The organism is Streptomyces sp. NPDC096205 (assembly GCF_044763135.1).
Taxonomy (GTDB): domain Bacteria; phylum Actinomycetota; class Actinomycetes; order Streptomycetales; family Streptomycetaceae; genus Streptomyces.
This window is the reverse complement of the sequence record NZ_JBIWFS010000002.1, coordinates 804,435-826,620: the sequence shown is the minus strand read 5'-3', so window position 1 is coordinate 826,620 and position 22,186 is coordinate 804,435. Positions and strand designations below refer to the sequence as shown.

General features: G+C 73.4%; 13 protein-coding genes, 3 tRNA genes and 2 pseudogenes. 5 read left to right on the top strand and 13 right to left on the bottom strand.

Annotated elements, in window-relative coordinates; translation table 11 throughout:
- Nucleotides 1-73 precede the first annotated feature (73 nt).
- The 4 genes from ACIQ6Y_RS10215 to ACIQ6Y_RS10200 form a co-directional block, all read right to left on the bottom strand.
- On the bottom strand, nucleotides 74-2,002 hold the full coding sequence (locus tag ACIQ6Y_RS10215; RefSeq protein WP_404035161.1) for an ABC transporter ATP-binding protein: 1,929 nt from the start codon (nucleotides 2,000-2,002) through the stop codon (nucleotides 74-76).
- The gene (locus ACIQ6Y_RS10210; protein WP_404035158.1) at nucleotides 2,002-3,735 is read right to left on the bottom strand and encodes an ABC transporter ATP-binding protein; all 1,734 of its coding nucleotides are present in this window, start codon (nucleotides 3,733-3,735) and stop codon (nucleotides 2,002-2,004) included. The genes ACIQ6Y_RS10215 and ACIQ6Y_RS10210 overlap by 1 nt, the downstream gene beginning before the upstream one ends.
- A gap of 135 nt (nucleotides 3,736-3,870) precedes the next feature.
- Nucleotides 3,871-5,322 (bottom strand): FGGY family carbohydrate kinase, encoded by a 1,452-nt coding sequence (locus ACIQ6Y_RS10205; RefSeq protein ID WP_404035155.1) that lies wholly within the window; start codon nucleotides 5,320-5,322, stop codon nucleotides 3,871-3,873.
- An 85-nt stretch (nucleotides 5,323-5,407) separates the two neighbouring features.
- Nucleotides 5,408-5,713 (bottom strand): YtxH domain-containing protein, encoded by a 306-nt coding sequence (locus ACIQ6Y_RS10200; RefSeq protein ID WP_404035152.1) that lies wholly within the window; start codon nucleotides 5,711-5,713, stop codon nucleotides 5,408-5,410.
- 134 nt (nucleotides 5,714-5,847) lie between these two features.
- Between ACIQ6Y_RS10200 and ACIQ6Y_RS10195 the strand changes: the two genes are divergently transcribed.
- From ACIQ6Y_RS10195 to ACIQ6Y_RS10185, 3 genes are all read left to right on the top strand, one after another.
- Nucleotides 5,848-5,920: transfer RNA gene (locus ACIQ6Y_RS10195), tRNA-Asn, on the top strand.
- Nucleotides 5,921-5,925: 5 nt separating this feature from the next.
- Nucleotides 5,926-5,998: transfer RNA gene (locus tag ACIQ6Y_RS10190), tRNA-Asn, on the top strand.
- 200 nt (nucleotides 5,999-6,198) lie between these two features.
- A tRNA-Ile gene (locus ACIQ6Y_RS10185) sits at nucleotides 6,199-6,275 on the top strand.
- Between the two features lie 39 nt (nucleotides 6,276-6,314).
- On the opposite strand, the gene ACIQ6Y_RS10180 is transcribed toward ACIQ6Y_RS10185, so the two are convergent.
- From ACIQ6Y_RS10180 to ACIQ6Y_RS10170, 3 genes and pseudogenes are all read right to left on the bottom strand, one after another.
- Nucleotides 6,315-6,839 carry a hypothetical protein gene (locus ACIQ6Y_RS10180; RefSeq protein WP_404035150.1) on the bottom strand — a complete coding sequence of 175 codons (525 nt, stop codon included), beginning with the start codon at nucleotides 6,837-6,839 and terminating at the stop codon, nucleotides 6,315-6,317.
- A gap of 77 nt (nucleotides 6,840-6,916) precedes the next feature.
- A pseudogene (locus ACIQ6Y_RS10175) lies at nucleotides 6,917-7,243 on the bottom strand (hypothetical protein); the annotation flags it as partial.
- Nucleotides 7,140-7,382: pseudogene (locus ACIQ6Y_RS10170) on the bottom strand (hypothetical protein); the annotation flags it as partial. The pseudogenes ACIQ6Y_RS10170 and ACIQ6Y_RS10175, both read right to left, overlap by 104 nt.
- Here ACIQ6Y_RS10170 and ACIQ6Y_RS10165 point away from each other — a divergent pair.
- Entirely contained in the window at nucleotides 7,350-7,913 is a 564-nt protein-coding gene (locus tag ACIQ6Y_RS10165) for a phosphatase PAP2 family protein (RefSeq protein WP_404035147.1), read from the top strand. The pseudogene ACIQ6Y_RS10170 and the gene ACIQ6Y_RS10165 overlap by 33 nt on opposite strands.
- A 186-nt stretch (nucleotides 7,914-8,099) precedes the next feature.
- Here the strand turns inward: ACIQ6Y_RS10165 and ACIQ6Y_RS10160 are convergent, their stop codons facing one another.
- The 6 genes from ACIQ6Y_RS10160 to ACIQ6Y_RS10135 all read right to left on the bottom strand — a co-directional run bounded on the left by ACIQ6Y_RS10160 (nucleotide 8,100) and on the right by ACIQ6Y_RS10135 (nucleotide 18,183).
- A complete protein-coding gene (locus ACIQ6Y_RS10160; protein ID WP_404035144.1) occupies nucleotides 8,100-8,762 on the bottom strand; it encodes a PAS and ANTAR domain-containing protein in 663 nt (220 codons plus the stop codon).
- A 321-nt stretch (nucleotides 8,763-9,083) separates the two neighbouring features.
- Entirely contained in the window at nucleotides 9,084-10,121 is a 1,038-nt protein-coding gene (locus ACIQ6Y_RS10155; protein WP_404035141.1) for a rod shape-determining protein, read from the bottom strand.
- Between the two features lie 219 nt (nucleotides 10,122-10,340).
- Entirely contained in the window at nucleotides 10,341-14,966 is a 4,626-nt protein-coding gene (locus ACIQ6Y_RS10150; protein ID WP_404035138.1) for an SAV_2336 N-terminal domain-related protein, read from the bottom strand.
- Entirely contained in the window at nucleotides 14,956-15,960 is a 1,005-nt protein-coding gene (locus ACIQ6Y_RS10145; RefSeq protein WP_404035135.1) for an AAA family ATPase, read from the bottom strand. Before ACIQ6Y_RS10145 ends, ACIQ6Y_RS10150 begins: the two co-directional genes overlap by 11 nt.
- A gap of 25 nt (nucleotides 15,961-15,985) precedes the next feature.
- Nucleotides 15,986-17,641: a trypsin-like peptidase domain-containing protein gene (locus ACIQ6Y_RS10140; protein ID WP_404035133.1), complete on the bottom strand. Its 1,656-nt coding sequence runs from the start codon at nucleotides 17,639-17,641 to the stop codon at nucleotides 15,986-15,988.
- A complete protein-coding gene (locus ACIQ6Y_RS10135) occupies nucleotides 17,638-18,183 on the bottom strand; it encodes a CU044_2847 family protein (RefSeq protein WP_404035130.1) in 546 nt (181 codons plus the stop codon). The genes ACIQ6Y_RS10140 and ACIQ6Y_RS10135 overlap by 4 nt, the downstream gene beginning before the upstream one ends.
- 152 nt (nucleotides 18,184-18,335) lie before the next feature.
- Between ACIQ6Y_RS10135 and ACIQ6Y_RS10130 the strand changes: the two genes are divergently transcribed.
- Nucleotides 18,336-21,965: a S8 family serine peptidase gene (locus ACIQ6Y_RS10130; protein WP_404035127.1), complete on the top strand. Its 3,630-nt coding sequence runs from the start codon at nucleotides 18,336-18,338 to the stop codon at nucleotides 21,963-21,965.
- The last annotated feature ends 221 nt before the right edge of the window (nucleotides 21,966-22,186 follow it).

The window sequence follows — 22,186 nt, the reverse complement described above, 5'->3', positions numbered from 1 at the left end:
GCCGCGGGGCGCGACCAGCCACGACGGGCCGTCGGACGAACGACGGCCCATCGCGGCACTCCCAGCGGAGCGTTCAGTCGACCTCGGCCACCGCCTGCGCGAACTGCGCCTTGTACAGCCGGGCGTACGCCCCGTCGGCCGCCAGCAGCTCGGCGTGCGCGCCCTGTTCGACGATCGAGCCGTTCTCCATCACGAGGATGGTGTCCGCGTCCCGGATCGTGGAGAGCCGGTGCGCGATCACGAACGACGTCCGCCCGTGCGCGAGTTTGGCCATCGCCTTCTGGATCAGCACCTCGGTACGGGTGTCGACCGAACTCGTGGCCTCGTCCAGCACCAGGATCACCGGGTCGGACAGGAACGCCCGCGCGATGGTGATGAGCTGCTTCTCGCCCGCGCTCACCCCCGTGCCCTCGTCGTCGATCACGGTGTCGTAGCCGTCGGGCAGCGTCCGGATGAACCGGTCGGCGTGCGCGGCCCGCGCGGCCTCCTCGATCTCCCCGCGGGTGACCTCGCGCCCGGACCCGTAGGCGATGTTCTCGGCGATGGTGCCGCCGAACAGCCAGGTGTCCTGGAGCACCATGCCGATCCCGGAGCGCAGTTCGTCACGGGACATCTTCGCGATGTCGACCCCGTCGAGGGCGATCCGGCCGCCGGACACCTCGTAGAACCGCATGAGCAGATTGACCAGCGTGGTCTTGCCCGCGCCGGTCGGGCCGACGATCGCGACCGTCTGCCCCGGCTCGACCGTGAGCGACAGGTCCTCGATGAGAGGCTTGTCGGGGTCGTAGCGGAAGGACACCTGCTCCAGCGCCACCCGCCCGCGCAGCTCCTCCGGCCGCACACCCGGCACCGGGTCCGCCGACTGCTCGTCCGCGTCGAGGAGTTCGAAGACCCGCTCGGCCGAGGCGACACCCGACTGCACCAGGTTCGCCATCGACGCCACCTGCGTCAGCGGCATGGAGAACTGCCGCGAGTACTGGATGAACGCCTGCACGTCACCGATCGACAGCGAGCCGGTGGCGACCCGCAGACCGCCGACCACCGCGACCAGGACGTAGTTGATGTTCGAGATGAACATCATCAGCGGCTGCATGATGCCGCTGTTGAACTGCGCCTTGAACCCGGCCTCGTACAGCGCCTCGTTCTGCTCGGCGAACGCTTGCGCCGACTCGTCCTGCCGGCCGAACACCTTCACCAGCGCGTGGCCCGTGTACATCTCCTCGATGTGCGCGTTCAGCTTGCCGGTGGTGCGCCACTGCTGCACGAAGTGCGGCTGCGACCGCTTGCCGACCCGGGTCGCCACCACGAACGACAGCGGCACGGTCACCAGCGCGACCAGCGCCAGCAGCCAGGACACCCAGAACATCATCACCAGCACACCGACGATGGTGAGCACCGAGTTGATCAGCTGGCCCATCGACTGGTTGAGGGTCTGCCCGATGTTGTCGATGTCGTTGGTGGCCCGGCTGAGCACCTCACCGCGCTGGCGCTTGTCGAAGTACGACAGCGGCAGCCGCGACAGCTTCGTCTGCACGTCCTCGCGCATACGGAACATGGTGCGGTTGACCGCCCGGTTCACCAGCCGGGTCGCCACCGCCATCAGCAGACCGGCGGCCACGAACACACCGAGCGCGATCAGCAGCACATGCCCCACGGCGGTGAAGTCGATGCCCTTGCCGGGGGTGAAGTCGGTGCCGCGCAGCATGTCGGCGATGTCGCCGTCGCCGCGCTCGCGCATCGAGTCGAGCACCTGCTCCTTGGTCGGGCCCGGCTCCATCTGCCGGCCGACGATGCCGCCGAACACCAGGTCGGTCGCCCGGCCGAGGATCTTCGGCCCGGCCACCGACAGGCCCACGCTGATCACCACGCACAGCAGCAGCGCGTAGATCGTCACCCGTTCCGGTCTGAACTGGGCGACGAGCCGTTTGCCCGAGCCCTTGAAGTCCATCGAGCGCTGATCGGGGCCGCCCCCGGCCATCATCCGCCCCATCGGCCCCGCCATCAGGCAGCCTCCGCTTCCGTCAGCTGGGAGAGCACGATCTCCCGGTAGGTCTCGTTGTCCGCCATCAGCTCGTGGTGCCGGCCCGTGCCGACCACCCGGCCCTCGTCCAGGACGATGATCCGGTCGGCGTCCCGGATGGTCGCCACCCGCTGGGCGACGATCACCACGGTCGCCTCGGCCGTCTCCCGCGACAGCGCGGCACGCAGCGCGGCGTCGGTGGCGTAGTCGAGCGCGGAGAACGAGTCGTCGAACAGATAGATCTCCGGGCGCTGCACCAGCGTGCGCGCGATGGCGAGCCGCTGGCGCTGACCGCCGGAGACATTGGTGCCTCCCTGCGCGATCGGCGCGTCCAGACCGCCCTCGAGACCGGCGACGAACTCCTTGGCCTGCGCCACCTCCAGCGCGTGCCACAGCTCTTCGTCGGTGGCGTCGGGATTGCCGTAGCGCAGGTTCGTCGCCACCGTGCCCGCGAACAGATATGGCTTCTGCGGCACCAGGCCCACGACCCGGGCCAGCAGCCGCGGATCCACCCCGGCCACGTCCACGCCGTCGACCAGCACCTCGCCCTCGGTCGCGTCGAACAGCCGCGGCACCAGACCCAGCAGGGTGGACTTGCCGCTGCCGGTCGAGCCGATCACGGCGGTGGTCTCACCGGGCCGGGCCACCAGGTCGACGTTCTTCAGGACCGCCTCCTCGGCGCCCGGGTAGCGGAACCCGGCGCCGCGGATCTCCAGATGGCCGTGCCGGCGCAGCTCACGCACCGGGTTCGCCGGCGGCACCACACTGCTGTCGGTGTCCAGGACCTCCTGGACGCGCTCGGCGCACACCTCGGCGCGCGGCACCATCATGAACATGAACGTGGCCATCATGACGGCCATCACGATCTGCATCAGATAGGCGAGGAACGCGGTCAGGTCGCCGATCTCCATCCCGCCGCTGTCGATGCGGTGCGCGCCGAACCACACCACCGCGATCGACGACAGGTTCACCACCGTCATGACGATCGGGAACATCAGCGCGAGCAGCTTGCCCGTGCCCAGCGCCATGTCGGTCAGCTCGGTGTTCGCCTTCCGGAACCGCTGCTGCTCGTACTCGTCGCGGACGAACGCCCGGATCACCCGGTTGCCGGTGATCTGCTCGCGCAGCACCCGGTTCACCGTGTCCAGCCGCTCCTGCATCGACCGGAACAGCGGCCGCAGCGCCCGCACGATCAGCGTCACGCAGATGCCCAGCACGGGCACCACCGCGACCAGCACACCCGACAGCGGCACATCCAGACCGAGCGCCATCACGATGCCGCCGACACACATGATCGGCGCCGACGCCAGCAGCGTGAACGCCATCAGCGCCAGCATCTGCACCTGCTGGACGTCGTTCGTGGTCCGGGTGATCAGCGAGGGTGCGCCGAAGTGACCCACCTCACGCGCGGAGAACGACTGCACCCGGTCGAACACGGCCGCCCGCACGTCCCGGCCGAGCGCCGAGGCCGTACGGGCGCCGTAGTAGACGGCACCGACGTTGCACACGACCTGCACGAGCGAGATCGCGATCATCAGGGCGCCGAAGGAGAGGATGTAGCCGGTGTCCCCGTTCACGACACCGTTGTCGATGATGTCCGCGTTCAGGGTCGGCAGGTAGAGGGTGGCGCAGGTCTGCAGGAACTGCAGCAGTACCAGCAGGGCGATGGGTTTCCTGTAGGGCCTGAGGTAGGTCCGCAGAAGTCGTATGAGCACGTCGCTTCTCTCGGAAGTGGGCGAAAAGACGGTCGGCGAAGGGGCGGTCGGTCGCCCTTGGCACCTATCGTCGAACACTCCACCCGCGTTACCTCAACTGATTAACCCATCAGACGTGTGCTACGGCCCCCGGAGCTATGCGCGGAACGCCCCCGGGTGGGTCTGCTCCCGCACGGACACGAACTGCTGGCGTACGGCCTGCCCCACGGCCAGCTCCTCGCCCGGGTCGAGCACCTGGGCCGCGGCGCCCTGCCAGGCCGGCGGGGTGCGCGGGTCGAGCGTGCCCTGGGAGACACCGAGGGCCCAGGCGGCCTGCCGGGCGGCGCCGATCGCGGCGTAGTCGGCCGGCTGCGGCACCACCACCCGCGCCCCGAACAGCGAAGGCGCGGCCGCCTGCACCGCGGGCAGCTCGGCGGCCGGGCCCAGCAGGAAGATCCGCCGTACGTCCACGCCCCGGCCGCGCAGCACGTCGAGCGCGTCGGCGAGCCCGCACAGCATGCCCTCGAACGCCGCCCGCGCCAGATGCTCCGGCAGCATCGCCTCACGCCTGAGGCCCGCGAGGGTGCCGGCGGTGTGCGGCAGGTTCGGGGTGCGCTCGCCCTCCAGATAGGGGAGCAGCACCAGCCCGTGCGCACCCGGCGTCGACTTCATCGCCAGGTCGGACAGGCTCTCCAGATCGGGCAGTCCGAGCAGCTCGGCGGTGCCCCGCAGAGTCCGTACGGCGTTCAGCGTGGTGACGACGGGCAGGTGCATGCCGGTCGCGTCGGCCAGCGAGGTGATCGTCCCGGTGGCGTCGTGCAGCGGCTCGGGGTGCACGGCCATCACGGACCCGGAGGCGCCCAGCGACACCACGGCGTCCCCGAAACCGACCCCCAGCCCGAACGCGGCCGCCATGGTCTCGCCGGTCCCCGCCGAGATCAGCAGCCCCTCCGGCGTCGTACCGGCCGCCTCCGAGGGGCCGATGACCTCCGGCAGCATCGCCTGGTGGCCGAGCGCCAGCTCCACCAGATCGGGCCGGTAGGCGCCGGTGGTCGCCGACCAGTAGCCGGTCCCCGACGCCCCGCCCCGGTCGGTCGTACGACGCACCGGGCGGCCGAGCAACTGCCAGACGAGCCAGTCGTGGGCCTGCATCAGCATGGCGGTGCGCTGGGCGTTCTCCGGCTCGGTCTTCTGCAGCCAGCGCAGCTTGGTGACCGGGTGCGCGGCGGTGGGGACGCAGCCGACGGCCTGTGCCCAGGCCTCCCGGCCGCCGAGCGCGTCGACGAGGTCGGCGGCGGCGACCTGCGCCCGCTTGTCGCCGCCGATCATCGCCGGGCGCACGGTGGCGCCCTGTGCGTCCAGCGGGACCACCGCGTTGGCCTGCGCCGAGACCCCGATGGCCTGCACGCCCTCCAGCAGGCCACCGCCGGCCGCCTCGCCGAGCGAGAGCAGCCAGGACTGTGGATCCACGTCGCTGGGCCGTGTGTCGCCAGGGTCCTCCGCGGGGTGCGGTGCGTACCCCTGCCTCAGCACGGCCCCCGTGTCCGTGTCGCAGACGACGATGCGCGTGAAATCGGGTGAGCTGTCCAACCCGGCGACTATCCCCATGAGGGAGATTTTGCCGTACTCCGTTCCCGTGGTGGTGCCTGTGGTCGTCCCGGGTGCGGGTTGTGGGCGTCGCCGCCAGGTGGCCCTAGGTGTTGCTGGTGCCCCAGTCGTCCTGTTCCGGGTAGGAGCCGTTGCGGTCGCGCAGGTGGCGGACCCGGTCGGCCACGGAGGCCGGGACACGGTCGCCGACCTTCTCGCTGACCGTGTGGATCGCCTTGCCGGCGAAGTGGCGGCCCTGGTGGGCGGCCGACTCGGCGGTGTTGCGGACGGCAGGATTCTGCGCGACCTGACGTGCGGACTTCTTCAGCTGTTCGTAGCGCTCGCGCCCGGCACGTGTGCCGAGCACGTAACCAAGCGCCAGTCCGGCGACGAACGTGAGCTTGTAGCGCATGGCCGAGCCACCCTTCCGTCATGAGGGAGTACCGATTGGCGGAGCACCCCCCTGCTTGCGCTAATGTATGTGTCGCAGCGAGCGAACGCCCCCTGGCGGATACCCAGGTAGGTACGTTCGATGCAACGAGGCATTCCTCCGTAGCTCAATTGGCAGAGCAGCCGGCTGTTAACCGGCAGGTTACTGGTTCGAGTCCAGTCGGGGGAGCTCGGTCCTCCGTAGCTCAATTGGCAGAGCAGCCGGCTGTTAACCGGCAGGTTACTGGTTCGAGTCCAGTCGGGGGAGCATCGTGAACGAGGACCCCGCCGGGGTCCTTTTTCATGTCCGGCTTCCACGGGTTACGGGCCCGGGGGAACCGCCGGGACCCCGGCGGAGTCCTCATGGTCACGAAGGCCGTGCGAAGCCGACCATGCCGGAGCAGGAGATCGTATGAGCGGCTATGCTGCGGCAGACGGCGCGCACACATGTACGCGACACGCCGCTATGGGGCGGTAGCTCAGCCGGTTAGAGCAGCGGACTCATAATCCGTCGGCCGTGGGTTCGAGTCCCACCCGCCCCACCACAGTGCAGGTGCAGAATCGATCTGACCTGCGGTGAGAGGTCATCGCCGCTCGCTCCTTCCCGGTGCCCCGCCATCGTGTGTGTCGGCGGGGCCCAGCACAGTGTCGATCTTCAGGTCAACTGCTGCCACCGCCAGACCCAACCCCTGCTCCGCGGCGTACAGGACGGCGCGGCGTACCTGGGCGGCCCGGTCGGCCAGTGGCTCGTCGAGTGCGGTGGCCAGGGTCATGGTGACGAGGCGGAGTTCTGCCCGTACGGCTGTCATCACCCGGTCGGCAAGGCTGCGGCCGTCGGGGCGATCCGCGGAGCGGAGGGCGCGGGTGGCCCGGTCCAGGGCGGCCAGCCCTTCGACGGCCTGCCGGCAGTAGGGGCAGCGGGTCGTATGCGGGTCTGCCGTGGCCTCGGTGTCGCGTGCCTGCTCCCAGGCGTGGCTGAGCGTGCGTCCACAGGGCAGATGCTCGTCGCCCCCCGGCAGTTGCGCTGCGAGCGTCTGCGGAGTGCCGACCGGCCGGGGCTGTTCGGCCGGCGGTTCGCCGGGGACGGGGTGCGGATCGTCCAGCGCCATGGGCGCATCGCCTCCTGCAACGCGCGTCGTGCGCGAAACAACCTGCCGCGCACCGTCTGCTCACCGGTCCCGGTCCCGGTCACGTGCGCGATCTCCTCGTAGTGCAGGCCGTGCAGTTCCCGGAGGACCCGGCAGACCCGTTGATCGGGGTCGAGTGTGCGAAGTGCTCGGGTCAGGGCGGCCGTGACCGCGTCCGCCTCGGCGGCGGACGGCGGTGAGGCGGACGCGTCGTCGTCGGCGGGCTCGGCCGAACGAAGCTGCGTGGTGGAACTCCGGCAGGCGCCGCCAGGCGCTGAGAAACGCGTCCTGTACGACGTCCTCGGCGTCGGCCCGGTTGTCGAGGAGAGGCCGGGGCTGGCGTGAAGTGAACGCGGCAGCCGCCCGCGACGCACGGCGGGCCGCATCGCCGGTGCCCCGCAGGTAGCCGATGAGCGCGCCTGAGGGGTTGAGGGTCCTCGGCGGGGGTCGAGATGGCGGGTTGGCCTGTTCGCCCCTGGATACTCGCAGGTCATGGACTGGTCGGCGGGAGTGCGTGACGGTGATCGCCGGGTGACGAAGCGGATGGTGTCCTGGGACCGTCCCGGCCTCGTGCGCTCGTTGTCGGCCGTGGAAGAGGCCGCGGAGGCCACCAAGTTGTGGTGCGGTGCTGCCGTGGCGATGGCCTGGTTGGGCGGCCGGCGCGGCCGCACGGCCGCGGCGGCGGGTCTGGCGGCGATGGCGGTGGCCCAACTGGCGTCGAACGGCGTGTGCAAGCAGCTGGCCGACCGTCCTCGGCCGCCCAAGGAGTGGGTCCCGCACAGCGAGGTCGAGGACCGTCCCGATTCCTCGTCGCTCCCGTCCGGGCACACGGCCGCCGCGGTGGCGTTCACCGCCGCCGTCGCTCCGTCGTGGCCGCTGGTGGGGGCGATCTGCGCAGTGCCTGCGGTGACGGTGGCCGTCGAGCGGGTCCAGAGCGGCGCCCACTACCCCAGTGATGTGGCCGTCGGCGCCTCGATCGGCCTGGCCAGCGCCTGGCTGGCCCGCCATGTACCGGGCCTGCTGCTGCACCACGTCATCTCCCCCTCGTGCGGATGAGCGTGTGCGCAGGCGCCACAGTTCGCGGCATCGTCCCGCTGTGATCCAGCTCCTCACCGGGGAGTGGACCGAGGCCCGCTCCCCGGCGCGCGCGACCGGGTCGTCCCGGGCGGACCCGGCGCACTGGCCGACGGGCACCTTTCCGAACCAGGCGGCCTTCTCTCCCAGTACCCGGTGGGCAGCAGGTCAGACGCTGGGACCGCAGCCTCGGTCCGCGTCCTGGGCATACAGGACGGCGCTGATCCGGTGGTGCAGATCATGTTGCGGCTCGCCTGCCGGCGTGGGCGCAGCGGCGACAAGGACACGGGCCAGTTCTCGCAGCTTCGTGTTCGTGTGCTGCGACTGGCGGCGCAGGACGCGCAGGGCCACATCGCCGTCGATGCCGTACTGGGCCATGAGTATTCCGCGTGCCAGGTCGATGTTCTCCTGGCTCTCCCTCGCCTTGGCGATCTCACCGTCGGCGATTGTGCGGGCGTGCTGGGCGACGGGCCCGGTGAGGTCGATGACGAAGCCGCGCAGGGCTGCCACACCGCCCGCCTCGTCCGTTCGGCCGTCGGCCACGAGAACGACCGCGCGCTCGTTCCCCGCGACGTCCTTGATGCGGTGGTAGCAGCTGAACGGCCGCCCGTCCGTCAGCCCGGTGGCCAGCGCCTTCTCCACTCGCTCACGGTCCTCGGGATGCTGGTGCTCGCGGAGCAGTGCGCTCGTCGCCACGACCGAGTCCGGTGCATAGCCGTACAGGCGGTACATGTCGTCCGACCACCACCAGGCGTCTTCCTTCGCCCGGTAGACGAACACACCGGTCAGCTCGTCCGTGCCCTCAGTGACACCGCTGGTTGCATCCTGCATGGCCGTGCCTCCCGTCCGGGGCGGGCGTTTCCTCGGCCCCGGCATCGGGGTCTCTCATCGTATTACCGAATGACCGCATCTCGGCCGGTGAGGACGGTGCGGACGGTGCGCTCGTGCCGACCCGTTGTCTGTCATGGAGAGGTCGGCCGAGTGCGGAGCCTGGCCGGCACTCCTCCGTTTCCATGCCCTTGGTGACGTTCGCGCGGGCATATGTGCACAGCCTGTCACCCGCGGCGGCTCTGTATGCACACGCCGTTACGGGGAGGGTGCCGGGGTAGGGCTGCGCCTGTCCGGGCTCGCGGTGCCGTGGGGCCGGGAGGGTCAGTCGCCCGTGGGGTCCAGTTCCAGGGGCTGGATCCTGCCCTCCAGCATGACGCCGAGGCCCTGGACGGCGCACACGTCGGGTCGCTCGGCGATATGGACCGGCATGCCGGTGGCCTGGCGGAGCATCTGGTCGAAGCCGGGGAGCAGGGCGCTGCCGCCGACCATCATGATGCCGCGGTCGGCGAGGTCGGCGACCAGGTCGGGCGGGCAGTTGCGCAGGACCTTGCCGATGCCGTCGAGGACGGCGGTCAGCGGGGTCTGGATGGCGTCGCGGACCGCGGCCGTGTCGACCTGGACCGAGCGGGCGAGGCCGGTGGCGACGTCGCGGCCGTGGATCTCGGTGGAGGCCGGTCCGTGCGGGGTCAGGCCGTTGCCGGACAGGGCCAGCTGGAGGGGCCGCACCGACTGGCTGGGCAGCATCAGCTCGTGCTCGTGGCGCAGGTGCTGCACGATCGCGTGGTCCACGGCCTCGCCGCCGACGGGCAGGCGGGCGGCGGTGACGATCGAGCCGAGGGAGAGCACGGCGACCTGGGTGGCGGCGGCGCCGCAGTCCAGGACCATCGTCGCCTCCGGCTGTTCGACCGGGAGGCCGCAGCCGACGGCGGTGGCGATGAGGGTGTCGACCAGCTCGACGCGGCGGGCGCCGAGGCCGACGAGGGTCTCGATCGTGGCGCGCTGGGCCAGCGGGTCGGCGTCGTGCGGGGTGCAGGCGGCGGCCCGCAGGAACGGCTTGCGGCGCAGCTGACGGCGGATCTTGTCGCCGATCAGGTGCCGCAGCATGCGCTGCGCCATCTCGATGTCGACGACCGTGCCACCGGAGACGGGCCGGACGACGCGGATGTAGTGCGGGGTGCGGCCCGTCATCTTCTCCGCGAACTCGCCGACCGCGATCAGTGCGCCGGTGCGGGTGTTGACGGCGGCGGCGGACGGCTGGTCGACGACCAGCCCGGCGCCCTTCACGTACACCCGCGTCCGCGCCGCGCCCAGGTCGACGGCGAAGTGGCAGCGGCGCAACTGCTCCAGACTGGCGGTCATTGGCAGGTCCTCCCGAGAGCGCAGACCATGGGGCCGCCCGGGGGCGGGCCTCGCTGTGCGGGCCGCCGGGCCGGCGGGCCGTACACGCATCGTGCGGGGGCCGTGGGGGCGGGCGCCTTCTGGGATGCGCCGGGCGGGGCGCCGCCGAATGGTTGATTTGCCCTATTTGTTCGAAGTGAGCCAGACATAAAGGCGCGTTCGGTCGGCGCGAAGGCGCGCTCAGAGCGTGCGCGCCGCCTCCAGCACCGGCTCCAGCGACGGCACCGTGACCTCGCAGCCCGCCTCCAGCAGATGCTGCTCCAGCATGGGATTGCGGCCCAGCCCGATGCACGGCACACCGATGCGCCGGGCGGCGGTCACCTCGGCCACCGAGGAGGAGATGAGCAGGGCCCGCGGAGGGGCGGCGGGGTGGTGTTCTCCCACGGCGCGCTGCAGACAGCTCGGGTCGGGCATGAGCCGCCGGAGGTCGTCGTCGCGGCCGTGGACGCGCGTGGAGAGGCGGTGGTGCCGGGCGTACCGGTGGACCGCGGCCTCGCTGACGTCCGTGACCACCGCGACCTGACGGCGCGCCATGTGCAGCACGTCGATCAGCGCGCCGGAGCGGTGGGTGGCCGGCGAGTGCCGTACGGCGAGCAGCTCCAGCTCCTCCAGCCGGGCCCGCATCAGGGGCCCGAGCCGGTCGCGGGAGAAGGCACGCAGCACGTCCAGCGGGTGCGGGAACGCCTCCAGCGGCGCCGGGCGCGGCAGGGGTCGGCCGTCCAACGCCTCCGCCGGGTCCCGGTGTTCGGCGACGACCGACAGCAGCTCGCGCACCGCCTCGCGGGCGGTCTGCGCCGAGAACAGCCGGGTGAGCGGGCCGTCGAAGCCGACCAGGACCAGCTCCGCGTCGGCGAGCAGCTCGGGCAGGGGGCGCGGGGCGGCCGGGGACAGGGTGCCCGACCCCGCGGCGCCCAGCCGCACCGACCAGATCACCACCAGCCCGGGTACCGGCCGGTCGCCCGCCAGGGCCGCCGTCACCGCGCGCTCGGCACCCGCCATGTGGCGCAGGGAGTAGCGGCGGGTGATGCGTGAGGCGGTGTCCGTCAGATGGTCCAGCAGTCGCGGCAGCACGCGGTCCGGTCCGCCGTGGACGAAGGCGACCGGGTCCGTGACATGCCAGGACAGGTCGACCGCCGCCGGGAAGCCGCTCTTGCCGGAGCTGGGCAGGACCAGCCGGCGGCTCGCCTCGTGCGGGGTGAGGTCCACCTCGTAGTACGTCGTGGCGCGCGGCGGGCCCACCCCGTGCGGCTGGGCCGGGTTGAGCAGGGTGAGGGGGCGGTCGGGCGGAGCGTGCACCACCGCCGTACGGCCCGTGTCCGGTACGCGCAGCTCGCGCAGGTCGCGGGCGATCAGCGGGCCGCGCACCAGGTCGCGGTCCTCGTCCGGCGGGGTGGCGCCCGGCACCAGCGGGCAGTACCAGGCCAGCGGCGGCGCGTCCACGGGACCGTACAACGGCCGGAACCGGTGCGGGCCCAGGGCGGCCGAGCTGGCGGCGAACCGCCCGTGGAGGGCCGGGGGGACGCAGACCAGCAGCGGCGGCTGCACCGGCGGCTGCGGGGCGTCCTGGAAGGTCACCCGCACCGGCGGCGCGTCCCGCAGCCCGGCCAGGGCGTCCGGGAGGCTGCGCAGGGCGGCGACCAGGACGGGCAGCAGGTCGGCGCCGGGCTCCGTGTGGACGAGGTAGCCGTCCTCGCGGACGGTCACCTCGTACTGCTGCGGGGTGAGCGCCCCGCGGACGAGGGCGTCGTGCACCGCGTACTCGAGCCTGATGCGGGCCTCGGGCCGGCCGCTGAGGGGGGAGGTCGTCAGCGTGAGGGCGGGGACGGCCGGGGAGGGGCCTGGGCCTGCCTCCTCGCGCAGTTCCCGGCCCAGTTCCAGCAGCTCGGGACTGCGGCCGCCGGAGACCTCGTACTCCTCGAACACCTCCAGCGCCTGAGCCGTACGGCCCTGGCGGCGCAGCGCGATCAGATACAGACGGCGGAAGTCCTCCCGGGCGGGGTGCGCGCGGACCAGGCCGGCGAGGTCGGCGGCCGCCCGGTCCACCTCGCCGAGGTCCAGGTCGAGTTCGGCGCGGGTGCGGCACAGGGTGAGGTGGAGCTGGAGGAGGCGGGTGCGGGCGGTGCGGGCGGCGGGGCCGGGGACGTTGTGCAGAACGGCGTCGGCGTGCCAGAGGCCCAGTGCGTCGGTGATGTGGGCGTGGGCGTTGGTGAGGTCCCCCGCCAGGCGTGCTTCTTCCGCGCGCCGGACGAGGGCGTCGCAGCGGACGACGTCCACCTGGTCGGCGCTGGTGTGCACGGCGTAGCCGTCGGGGCGGGTCGCCAGGGCGGCGTCCGGGCCGAGGAGGGTGCGCAGCCGCGAGGCCGTCGCGCCGAGGACGGCCATGGCGTTCCTCGGCTCCTCTCCCGGCCCCCACATCCCCGTGCGGAGTTCGTCATGGGTGACCACGCGGCCGTGCCTGAGCAGCAGGAGCGCCAGCATGGCCCGTGCGGTGTCGTCGAGTTCGGGTGCCCCCTCGACCCGTAGCGGGCCCAGGACCTTGTAGAGGCGCGGGGCGCACGCGTCGCGCACGGTGTGCAGCAGCTGCGGGTCCGCGAGCAGGACCAGGCCCCCCGGCTCCGCGTGCATCAGCCGATTCAGGGCGTGCGCGTAGTCCCGGCGTATCCGGGACGGCAGGCGTACGAGCGCGTCGGCGTCGACCGGGCGGGCCCGGGAGCCCGTGTCCGTCGCCAGCTGCAGCAGCAACTCGCCCAGCGCCCACAGATCCGCCTCCTGTCCTTCCGAGCCGGGCGCGCGTCCCGGTTCGAAGAGGCTGAGCTTCACCGTGCCGTCGGGCAGCAGCACCACCCGGGACATGCCGAGACCGCCGTGCGCGATCCCTGCCCTGTGCACGGCCTGGAGGGCCTGGGCGAGCTGGCTGCCGACCGACACCAGCAGCGGCGGCGGAAGCCGGTAACCGTTGGGCGCGGCGAGGCTGTTGAGCGGGACGCCCTCCAGGTGCTCCATGGCGACGTACGGGTTGGGGCCGTCGAAGCCGATGGTGTGGACGGTCACCACGTTCGGATGGCGCAGCTTCATCAGGACCCGTGCTTCGCGCAGGAACGCCTCCTGGCGGGCCGAGTCGGTGATCGTCCCGTGCAGCCGCAGCGCCACCTGGCGGCCGGTCTCGATGTCCTTCGCCTGCCACAGGGTTCCCGTCGGGGTCAGCCGCCGCAGCAGCTGGTATCGGTCTCCCAGCCCTGCCGGCGCCGGCTCGACGCCGGTCAGCTGCCGCGCGCTCTCCTGGCTGACCGTCGCGAAGGCCTCGTCGTCGGCCCCTGTCTCCGTCCCGCCCTCCGCAGGAGTGGTCGCCGCGAACTCCCCCCGCGCCCGCCCCGCGCGGCGGTCGATGAGGCCGCCGACCCGTTCCAGCAGGTCGGTGGTGTGCAGCCGGGAGGTGCGGGGGACCGCGCGCAGCAGGAGGTCGCGGACCTCGGGGCGGAAGGTGTAGCTGCCGGGCGGTCCTGGGGCGGTGGTCAGCAGGCCGCTGAGGATGACCTCCGCGAGGTGCTGGGGGCGCGGGTCGGGTTCCAGGGCGGCGTGGATCAGCCGCATGACCGGCAGGTCGGGGCGGCCCAGGGCCAGGTGGCCCGCCAGACGGAAGGCCTCCGGGGAGGCGGTGGCGCGGAAGCGGAGGACCAGTTCCTCGGGGGTGAGCAGGGACAGGTCCGTGAGGCCCGTCGCGTCCGGCGGGGTGGCCGGCAGAGTCGCCACCGCCGCCGGGTACCGCGTGCCCCCGGGTGAGGCGGTCAGCGACGCCCAGTTCGCCAGCCAGGCCGGGTCCGGTTCGAGGACCGGCAGGGGGACGCCTGCCTCCGCGGTGTCGTCGTACGGCGTGAAGGTCAGGGCCGCCGACGGTGCCGCCGGGTGGGGGGAGGAGAGGCGGCCCGGCGTCGCCGGGAGGGCGGTGTCGCGCCATAGGTGTTCCGGCAGGGGCTGGATCAGGGCGACCGGCATGCGGTGGGACCAGCGGCGCAGGGTGCTGTACCAGCGCGTGGCCGCCGGGCCCTTGCGCCACTGCGGGCCCATGCAGTCGCTGATGAGGAGCGTGACCGTACGGCCGTCGGCGGGGGCGTGCGCGGCGTCGGTGCCGACCGTGCCGTCGGGGGCGGCGCGGTGCAGGGTCACCGTGCGGAAGACGCCCGACTGGGCCAGCGCGGTGTGCAGTTCGCTGACCAGGGGGCGCCAGACCGGCATGGTCGGGCCGGTGTCGTGGACCAGGCGCAGCCGCAGCCAGCGCTCCTGCGCCGGGCGCAGGACCGGCAGCCACCACTCGGGCGCCGCGCCCAGGCGGGCGATGCGCTCGGCCGTGGCCCGCTCGTCCAGCTCACGGCCGGTGGGCGCGTCCGTACGGCGCTTCAGCGGGCGCAGGGCGCGTTGCAGGCCGAGGGGGTGGCGCAGCATCGGGGGCGCGGGGGCCAGGAGGGAGGCGTGCCGGGGTGACGTGGCCGGTGCGTCGGCGGTGCGGGGGGAGGGGAGGTGCAGCGGGGCCCGCGCCTCGGGGGCCGGGGGTGTCGGTGGTGCCTCGGATTCGGGGGCCGGGGGCGGGGTGGGCTCCGGGCTCGGGGGCCTCGGCTGTTCTGCCTCCACCTCCGGCCCCGGCTCAGCTTCCGGCTCCGCTTCTGCCGAGAGGCCTTCCGCGTCCTCCATCCGCCGCGCCAGCCACAGCAGTTCGGCCAGCTCGCGCCCGGTCGGCCGTACGCCGGAGCCGCCCGCCTCGGCCAGCAGGTCGGCGAGACGGGCCAGCGGGTCGGGGGCGTCAGAAGGCATCTGTCTGCGGGTCCTGCCCCAGGTACGGCATCAGGTGCGTGGCCAGGTCGTCCAGGGAGTGCGCGGGGAGGTCGGAGGTGCGGGCCAGGTAGATGGCGTTCAGGAGCTGGTCGGTGGCCAGGTCGCCGCCGCCGACGCGGGAGAGGAACCGGTCGATGAGGCGGCGGGCGTGCTCGTCGGGCTCGCCCAGATGGGCGCGGACGATGTCGGCGAGGTGCCCGTCGTCGGGCTGGCTCAGCCGGAGGGTGACACAGCGGCGCAGGAACGCGGGCGGGAACTCGCGCTCGCCGTTGCTGGTCAGCACGACGAAGGGAAAGGCGCGGCAGCGGACCCGGCCGCGCTCGACGGGGACGCGCTCGTCGGTGCCGTCGGCCATGACCTGGGCGACCGGCGTGTCCCTGGCCGCGCGGACCAGCTCCGGGATCTCGTACTGGCCCTCCTCCAGGACGTGCAGCAGGTCGTTGGGCAGGTCGAGGTCGCTCTTGTCGATCTCGTCGACGAGCAGGGCGCGCGGGCGGGCGTAGGGGAGGAGCGCGGTGCCCAGGGGGCCGAGGCGCAGGTGGTTCTCCACGCCGGTGTCACTCGCCCCCTCCAGCGACTGCCGGGCCGCGTACAGCCGGGACAGCGGGTCGTACTGGTAGAGGCCGTCGTGCAGGGTGCTGCGGCTGGTGATGTTCCAGCGCAGCACCGGGCCGAGCCGCAGCTCCCGGGCGACGGCGTAGGCGAGGGAGGACTTGCCGGTGCCGGGCGGGCCGGTGACCAGCAGCGGGCGGCGCAGGTACAGGGCGGCGTTGACGAGCTGGACCGTCTGCTCGGTGGCCCGGTATGTCGCGGCGCGGTGGGTGCGGTCGGGGGAGTCCGCGTCGGCGGTGTCGTCCGTGGGTGCCTGGAGCACCGGGCCGCCGTCGAACGCCCGCCACGGCGGGGGCGGGGGCAGCTTCAGGATGCCGTCGTGCGGCTCGTCGGTGCCGGTGTAGACGGGCCACAGGGGCATGCGGGGCTCTTCTTTCATGTTTCGCTCAGGCGACAGGTGAGTGCAGACAGGCGGTCGGCTCCGGGAAGCAGCGCGGGTCGTCCCACAGCAGCTGCAGGCCGTGGGCCCAGTGCCGCTCCGGCTCGTCGGCGGCCTCCGCGGTCTCGCGCAGGGTCAGGACGAGGCGGGGCAGGTCCGCGGGCGGTACGCCGGTGACGGACTCGGCGAGTTCGTCCAGGAAGGTGCCGCCCGGGCAGGGGCCCGCGTGGGCGGCGCCGGGGCAGCCGGTGCGCGGCCACAGCAGGACGGGGACGGGCACGTTGACGGCGACCTCGAAGTGCTCCCGTACGGCTGTGGGCGGAGCGCCGTACGCGGTGAGCCCCGCGTCGTGCTCGCGCAGCCGCTTGCGCAGGCTCAGGGGCCGCTCGCGGGTGCCGCATTCGACGCGGTGCAGGGACGTGGTGCCGGCGTCCAGCTTCTGCCACTTCTTGGCGAGCTGGTGGCGCAGCCGGCCACTGCGGTGCCGGGCGCGGTCGGCCACCACGAGCGGGTAGGCGCAGCCGAGCGGGGTGGGGTCGTCGGGGCTGCACTCCCAGCGGGACACCGGCTCGTTCAGCCACTCCCGCGGCAGCACGAAGGTCAGCAACTCCTCGGCATCCGGGGAGAGTTGGGTGAAGGCCTCGTCGATGCGCTCCTGCACGTACGCGCGGACGCCGGACCGCGGCAGACGGCGGGCGCCGACCGGGCGGCGGTGTCCGTCGCGGTAGGCGGAGACCTCGACGGTGACCTGGTCGGCGCCCGCGCCGCTGTGCTCGATCTCCACGACGATCGGCGACCAGGCGGCCTCCGGGCGGGCGGGCGTCTCGTCGCCGCGCAGCAGTTCCTCCAGCCGGTCGGCGAACCGGGTCACCGCCTCCGCCTCCGGCACCTCCCACTGCACATACCCCGCCGCCCGCTCCAGCGACGGGAACCCGCCCGGCGGCAGCGGCGGTCCGAAGGGGCCCACCGCGTCGACGTACAGCCGGTCGGGGTCGAGTCCCGCACGGGCCTCCTCCTGCGCCCGCCGCACCAGCGTGTACAGCCGCCGCCTGTCGTCCGCCGCGTGGCCGGCCGTCGGCACCAGTTCGCCGAGGCCGCTCCAGTAGCGGGCCATGATCTCCGTCGGCAGCATGCGGCCCACCCGCACCTCCCGGGAGCCCGCGACCGCCGACACCATCCCGACCACACTGCCGTCCGGGCGGGTCACCGCCGCCCCGCTGAACCCGGCCGCCAGCGGCTGCCCGTGCGCGGTCAGCGCCTCCAGCTGGACCCACTCGCCGGAGATCAGCGGGCCGGGCAGGGCGCGGTAGGCGGCGAGCATGCCCTCGTCGTAGCCCTTCGGGAAGCCGTACGCCACCAGCTCGCCGCCGTGCTCCGCGCCGGGCGGCGCGAACGCGGCCGGGGCCAGCGGCACGTCCCGCTCCAGCTCCAGTACGGCGAGGTCGCCCGGGTCGGCCACGCCGCCCCGCCAGCCGCCGTGCACGGCGACCGAGGCACGGACGCCGCCCAGCTCACGGCGTCCCGGGAAGGACACGGTGACCTCGGCCGCGTCGCTGCACCGCACGACATGGGCACAGGTGAGCACCCGGCGCGCGGACACCAGGAAGCCCGCGCCGACTTCCTTCCCGCACTCGATCCGGGCGTGCCAGGTGGCGTTGCTCATGCGGGGCGGGGGGTCGGTGCGGTGGGGGCGGGAGTCGGTGCTGTGGAGCCGTCGGCCGATGGTGCGGCCCCGGCCGCCGGGCTCGCGGACTCGTCGGCCGATCCCGCGGCCGCGTCAGCCGCCCCCGCGGCCGCGTCAGCCGCCCCCGCGGACCCGCCGGCCGGGCCCGGTGACCAGCTGAGCTTGACGATCAGGTGGCCCTCCGCCGCGCCCTTGGCGATGATCGCGCCCGTCTCCGCGCTCAGCTTGACCCCGAACTCCAGCTCCACCGAGTCCGGTCGGAGCAGGCCGTCGCGGAACACCCGCAGCGCGGACTCCGCCGCCGCGCGCACTCCCTCCAGGGCGCCCTCGAAGGTGCGCACCGCCTGCGCCGGTCCGTCGCCGCGCGAGACCAGCCGGGCGCCGGACGCGTCGTCCTCGGCCGCCTCCACGACGATCCGCGCGCCGTCCTCGGTCTTGAACTCCACCAGGCCGTCCATGGCGCCGTGCCGCTCCCCCGTGTGTTGCGTGACGTCGGTGAACTCCATTGTGTCGGAGAGCACTTCGCCTTGTCCCGCCACAAACGCCGCGCGTCCCGCGGCGGTGGCGGAAACCCGCCACATCGACGATCCGCTGCCCCCGGTCAACTCCCGTGCAACACAAGGCACATCACACTGCTCCCACCACTCGACCCACTCGACCGAGAGAGGTGGGGATGACCAGAGGACCAGTCGGGCGCCGGGCCGCCGTGACGGCGGCCGTCGTGGCGCTCCTGCTGTTGCCGACGGTGCACGCGGAGGGCGGCACCCCGGCCCTCGCGCACACCGGGAACACCGAGAACGCCGGGAACACCGGGAACAACGAGACCACCGAGAACACCGAGCGGCCGGTACACCACGTCACCCTCGTCACCGGCGACCGCGTGACCGTCACCGACGTCGGAGGCGGGAAGCAGACGGTCGCCGTACGGCGGCCCGAGGGCGCCGGGGGAGCGGTACGTGTCCGGTCGGCGAACGGCCGTATCACCGTCGTACCGGACGAGGCCCTGCCGTATCTGCGCGCGGGCACGCTCGACGAGCGGCTGTTCGACGTGAGCGGGCTGATACGGCAGGGCCTCGCCGACGAGCGGGCCGCCGAGCTGCCGCTGATCGTGACGTACGACAAGGGCGTGCGGGCCGCCGTACCGCGTGGGGCGCAGCGGACGCGGGTCCTGCCCAGTGTGCGCGGGGCCGCAGTGGAGGCGGGCCGGGGGCGGGAGTTCTGGCGGGCGTTCACCCGGCAGGACGGCATCCGCGCGGTGTGGCTCGACGGGCGGGTGCGCGCCGACATGGCCGAAAGCAATGCCCAGATCGGCACGGCCGCCGCCTGGGAGGCCGGGCTGACCGGCAAGGGCGTCACCGTCGCGGTCCTGGACTCCGGCGTGGACGCCGACCACCCCGACCTCGCCGGACGCGTCACCGCGAGCCGCAGCTTCGTCGAGGGCCAGGAGGTCGCCGACCGGTGGGGCCACGGCACGCATGTCGCCTCGGTCCTCGGCGGCAGCGGGGCCGCCTCGGCCGGTGCCGAACGGGGCGTGGCGCCCGGAGCCGCGCTCGCGATCGGCAAGGTGCTCGGTGACCAGGGCACCGGCAGCGAGTCGCAGATCATCGCCGGGATGGAGTGGGCCGTCCGCGAGGCCGGTGCCGACATCGTCAGCATGAGCCTCGGCACCACCGAGCCCAGCGACGGCACGGACCCGATGGCGCAGGCCGTGAACACCCTCTCGCGCGAGACCGGCGCCCTGTTCGTGGTCGCCGCCGGGAACACCGGCGCGCCCTCCTCCATCGGTTCGCCCGGCGCCGCCGACGCCGCCCTCACCGTCGGCGCCGTCGACTCCGCCGACCGGGCCGCCTGGTTCACCAGCGCCGGTCCGCGCCTCGGCGACAACGCCCTCAAACCCGACCTCGCCGCGCCCGGCGTGGACATCCTCGCCGCCCGCTCGGGACTGACCGCCGGCAGTGGGCCGTACACCTCCCTGAGCGGTACGTCGATGGCGGTCCCGCACGTCGCGGGCGCGGCCGCGCTGCTCGCCGAGCAGCACCCCGACTGGCCGGGCGACCGGCTGAAGGACGCGCTGATGTCGACGGCGAAGCCGCTGGACGCGTCCGTGTACGAGCTGGGCGCCGGGCGGGTGAGCGTGCCGGACGCGGTGCGGGCCCCGGTCACGGCGACCGGCGGTGTCGACCTCGGCTTCCTGCGCTGGCCCTATGCGGCGAACCCGCCGGTGACGCGGACCCTCACCTACGCCAACTCCACCGATACGGACGTACGGCTGCGTCTGTCGGCCTCCGACGAGGCCGCCGTGCTCGCCGACAGCACGCTGGTGGTCCCAGCGCACGGCACCGCGTCCACGACCGTCACCCGGGACGGCACCAAGGCCCCGGTCGGCGCCACCGGCGGCCGGATCACGGCCGTCTCGGACGACGGCACGCCTCTCGCCCGCACCGCGTACGGCATGGTCAAGGAGGACGAGCGGTACACCCTCACCGTGCGCGTCAAGAACCGCGACGGGGAGCCCGCCGCGGCCGACCTCACGGTGCAGCAACTCGCCGAGGGCACCGACCCGTTCCAGGCCCGGGTCGGCGACTCCGGAAGCCTCGCGCTGCGGCTGGCGCCGGGCACCTACAGCCTGACCTCCTTCCTCGACGTGCGCGGCAGCCACGGCACCGACTCGCTCGGCCTCGGCTTCCTCGCCGCGCCCGAGGTCGTCCTCGACCGTGACCGCGAAGTCACCCTCGACGGCCGGGAGTTGCGTGAGCTGCGCGCCGAGGTCGACCGGCGGACCGAGCGGCGCCGGCTCGTCATGGAGTACGCCCGCTCCGGCGGCGGCTCCGACGCGTTCGGGGCGGTCATGGTGCCGGTGACGTACGACAGCGTGTTCGCGGCGCCCACCGCACGGGTCGGCCAGGGCCTGTTCGAGTACCGGACCGTGTGGCGGCTGGGCAAGCCGCTGCTTCAGGTGCGGGGTGTCGCCGACGCGCTCGTGCAGTCCGGCGGCACGCTCGTCGAGGGCCGCAGGAGGCTGCCGCTGGTGGAGGGGTCGTTCGACGATGCCCGGGGCAAGGCGGTGCTCGTGCGCCTCGCCGAGGGAGCCGAACCGGGTGCGCTCGCCCAGGCCGCGCAGGACGCCGGGGTGGCGGCCCTGTTCGTGACCGACGACCGGCCCGGCCGGCTCAGCGCCTGGTGGGGCGCGGACGACGGCTCCGACCGGCCCTTCCCCATCGCCACGGTCGACGCCGCCGACGCGGCCCGGCTGCGGGAGGCCGGGGCCGTCGACATGACCGGCACGCGCAACACGCCCTATGTGTACGACCTTTCGCAGGGGCACCGGGGCGCGATACCCGACCGGGACCTGACCTACCGGCCCGGTGAGGACGAACTGGCCGTGCTGGACACCGAGTTCCACGCGGCGGTGCCGCGCAGCGGCAGCGAGTTCCGGTACTCGCTCACCGACGCCTTCCCGGTCGGGCTCGGCTTCCCCGAGCGCGTCGACCAGCCCGCCGCCCGCACGGACTTCGTCTCGGCCGGGCCCGGGCAGCGCTGGCAGGAGTCGGTGACGACGGCCGACGGGGCGCTGGAGCAGCGCGGCGGTGTCGTCCGGTACCGGGGCGGCACGCACCGGGAGCTGCCGTGGTTCCGGCCCGTCTGGCATCCCTGGCTCGGCACCGCGCTGGACCGGGGCCCGGTCCGCACGGGCGACCGGCTGGAGTTCAGCCTGCCCGGCTGGGGCGACTCCGGGCCCGACCACTCCGGCTTCGGCGACGTGTGGAGCGAGGAGAGCGGCATGCGACAGACCACCGAGGTGTACCTGGACGGCGGACTCGTCGACCGGCGCCGGGGGGCCGACGCCTCTGTGTCCGGCGCGCCCGCCGGCGAGCACACCTACCGGGTCGTCACCGACACCGCGCTCGACGCGGAACGCTGGGGGCTCGCCACCGAGGGGCACACCGAGTGGACCTTCCGCTCCGCGGCCACCGCCGAGGAGACCCGGCTGCCGCTGATCAACCTCTCCTTCGACCTCGGCACCGACCTCGCGGGCCGGGTGCCGGGCGGGCGCCGCGTGCCCGTCGGGATCGGGGCCGGGTACGTCGCCGGGGCGGCGGGCAGCGGGGTCGTCGGCGGGGTCGCGCTGGAGGTGTCGTACGACGACGGGGTGAGCTGGCGGAGGGTTCCGCTGGACCGCGCGGGGCGCGGGGTGCTGGACGTCCCGGCGGGCGCCGGGTCGGTGTCCCTGCGGGCGTCGGCGCGGGACGACCGGGGCGGGGCCGTGCGGCAGGAGGTGATCCGGGCCGCGGGGGTCCGCTGACACGCGGACGGCGCCGCCTCCCTGGGACGGGGAGACGGCGCCGCCGTGCGTTCTCGGGACGGCCTCAGACGAGCCAGCCGATGAAGTGGACGAGGCAGGCGAGGGCGTCGGTGAGAAGGTTCATGATCGAGCTACTCCTTGCAGAGGTTCAGCTGGGACATGCGCGTGGTCGATCACGGTCTGCAGCCCGTCGTTCGCGCACAGTGAGTATGTCCCGCCCC

Coding starts and splice junctions, on each gene's coding strand:
- ACIQ6Y_RS10130 (WP_404035127.1), top strand. CDS start 18,336: ATGACCAGAGGACCAGTCGGGCGCCGGGCCGCCGTGACGGCGGCCGTC.
- ACIQ6Y_RS10155 (WP_404035141.1), bottom strand. CDS start 10,121: ATGACCGCCAGTCTGGAGCAGTTGCGCCGCTGCCACTTCGCCGTCGAC.
- ACIQ6Y_RS10145 (WP_404035135.1), bottom strand. CDS start 15,960: ATGCCCCTGTGGCCCGTCTACACCGGCACCGACGAGCCGCACGACGGC.
- ACIQ6Y_RS10165 (WP_404035147.1), top strand. CDS start 7,350: ATGGACTGGTCGGCGGGAGTGCGTGACGGTGATCGCCGGGTGACGAAG.
- ACIQ6Y_RS10205 (WP_404035155.1), bottom strand. CDS start 5,322: ATGGGGATAGTCGCCGGGTTGGACAGCTCACCCGATTTCACGCGCATC.
- ACIQ6Y_RS10180 (WP_404035150.1), bottom strand. CDS start 6,839: ATGGCGCTGGACGATCCGCACCCCGTCCCCGGCGAACCGCCGGCCGAA.
- ACIQ6Y_RS10140 (WP_404035133.1), bottom strand. CDS start 17,641: ATGAGCAACGCCACCTGGCACGCCCGGATCGAGTGCGGGAAGGAAGTC.
- ACIQ6Y_RS10150 (WP_404035138.1), bottom strand. CDS start 14,966: ATGCCTTCTGACGCCCCCGACCCGCTGGCCCGTCTCGCCGACCTGCTG.
- ACIQ6Y_RS10160 (WP_404035144.1), bottom strand. CDS start 8,762: ATGCAGGATGCAACCAGCGGTGTCACTGAGGGCACGGACGAGCTGACC.
- ACIQ6Y_RS10200 (WP_404035152.1), bottom strand. CDS start 5,713: ATGCGCTACAAGCTCACGTTCGTCGCCGGACTGGCGCTTGGTTACGTG.
- ACIQ6Y_RS10215 (WP_404035161.1), bottom strand. CDS start 2,002: ATGGCGGGGCCGATGGGGCGGATGATGGCCGGGGGCGGCCCCGATCAG.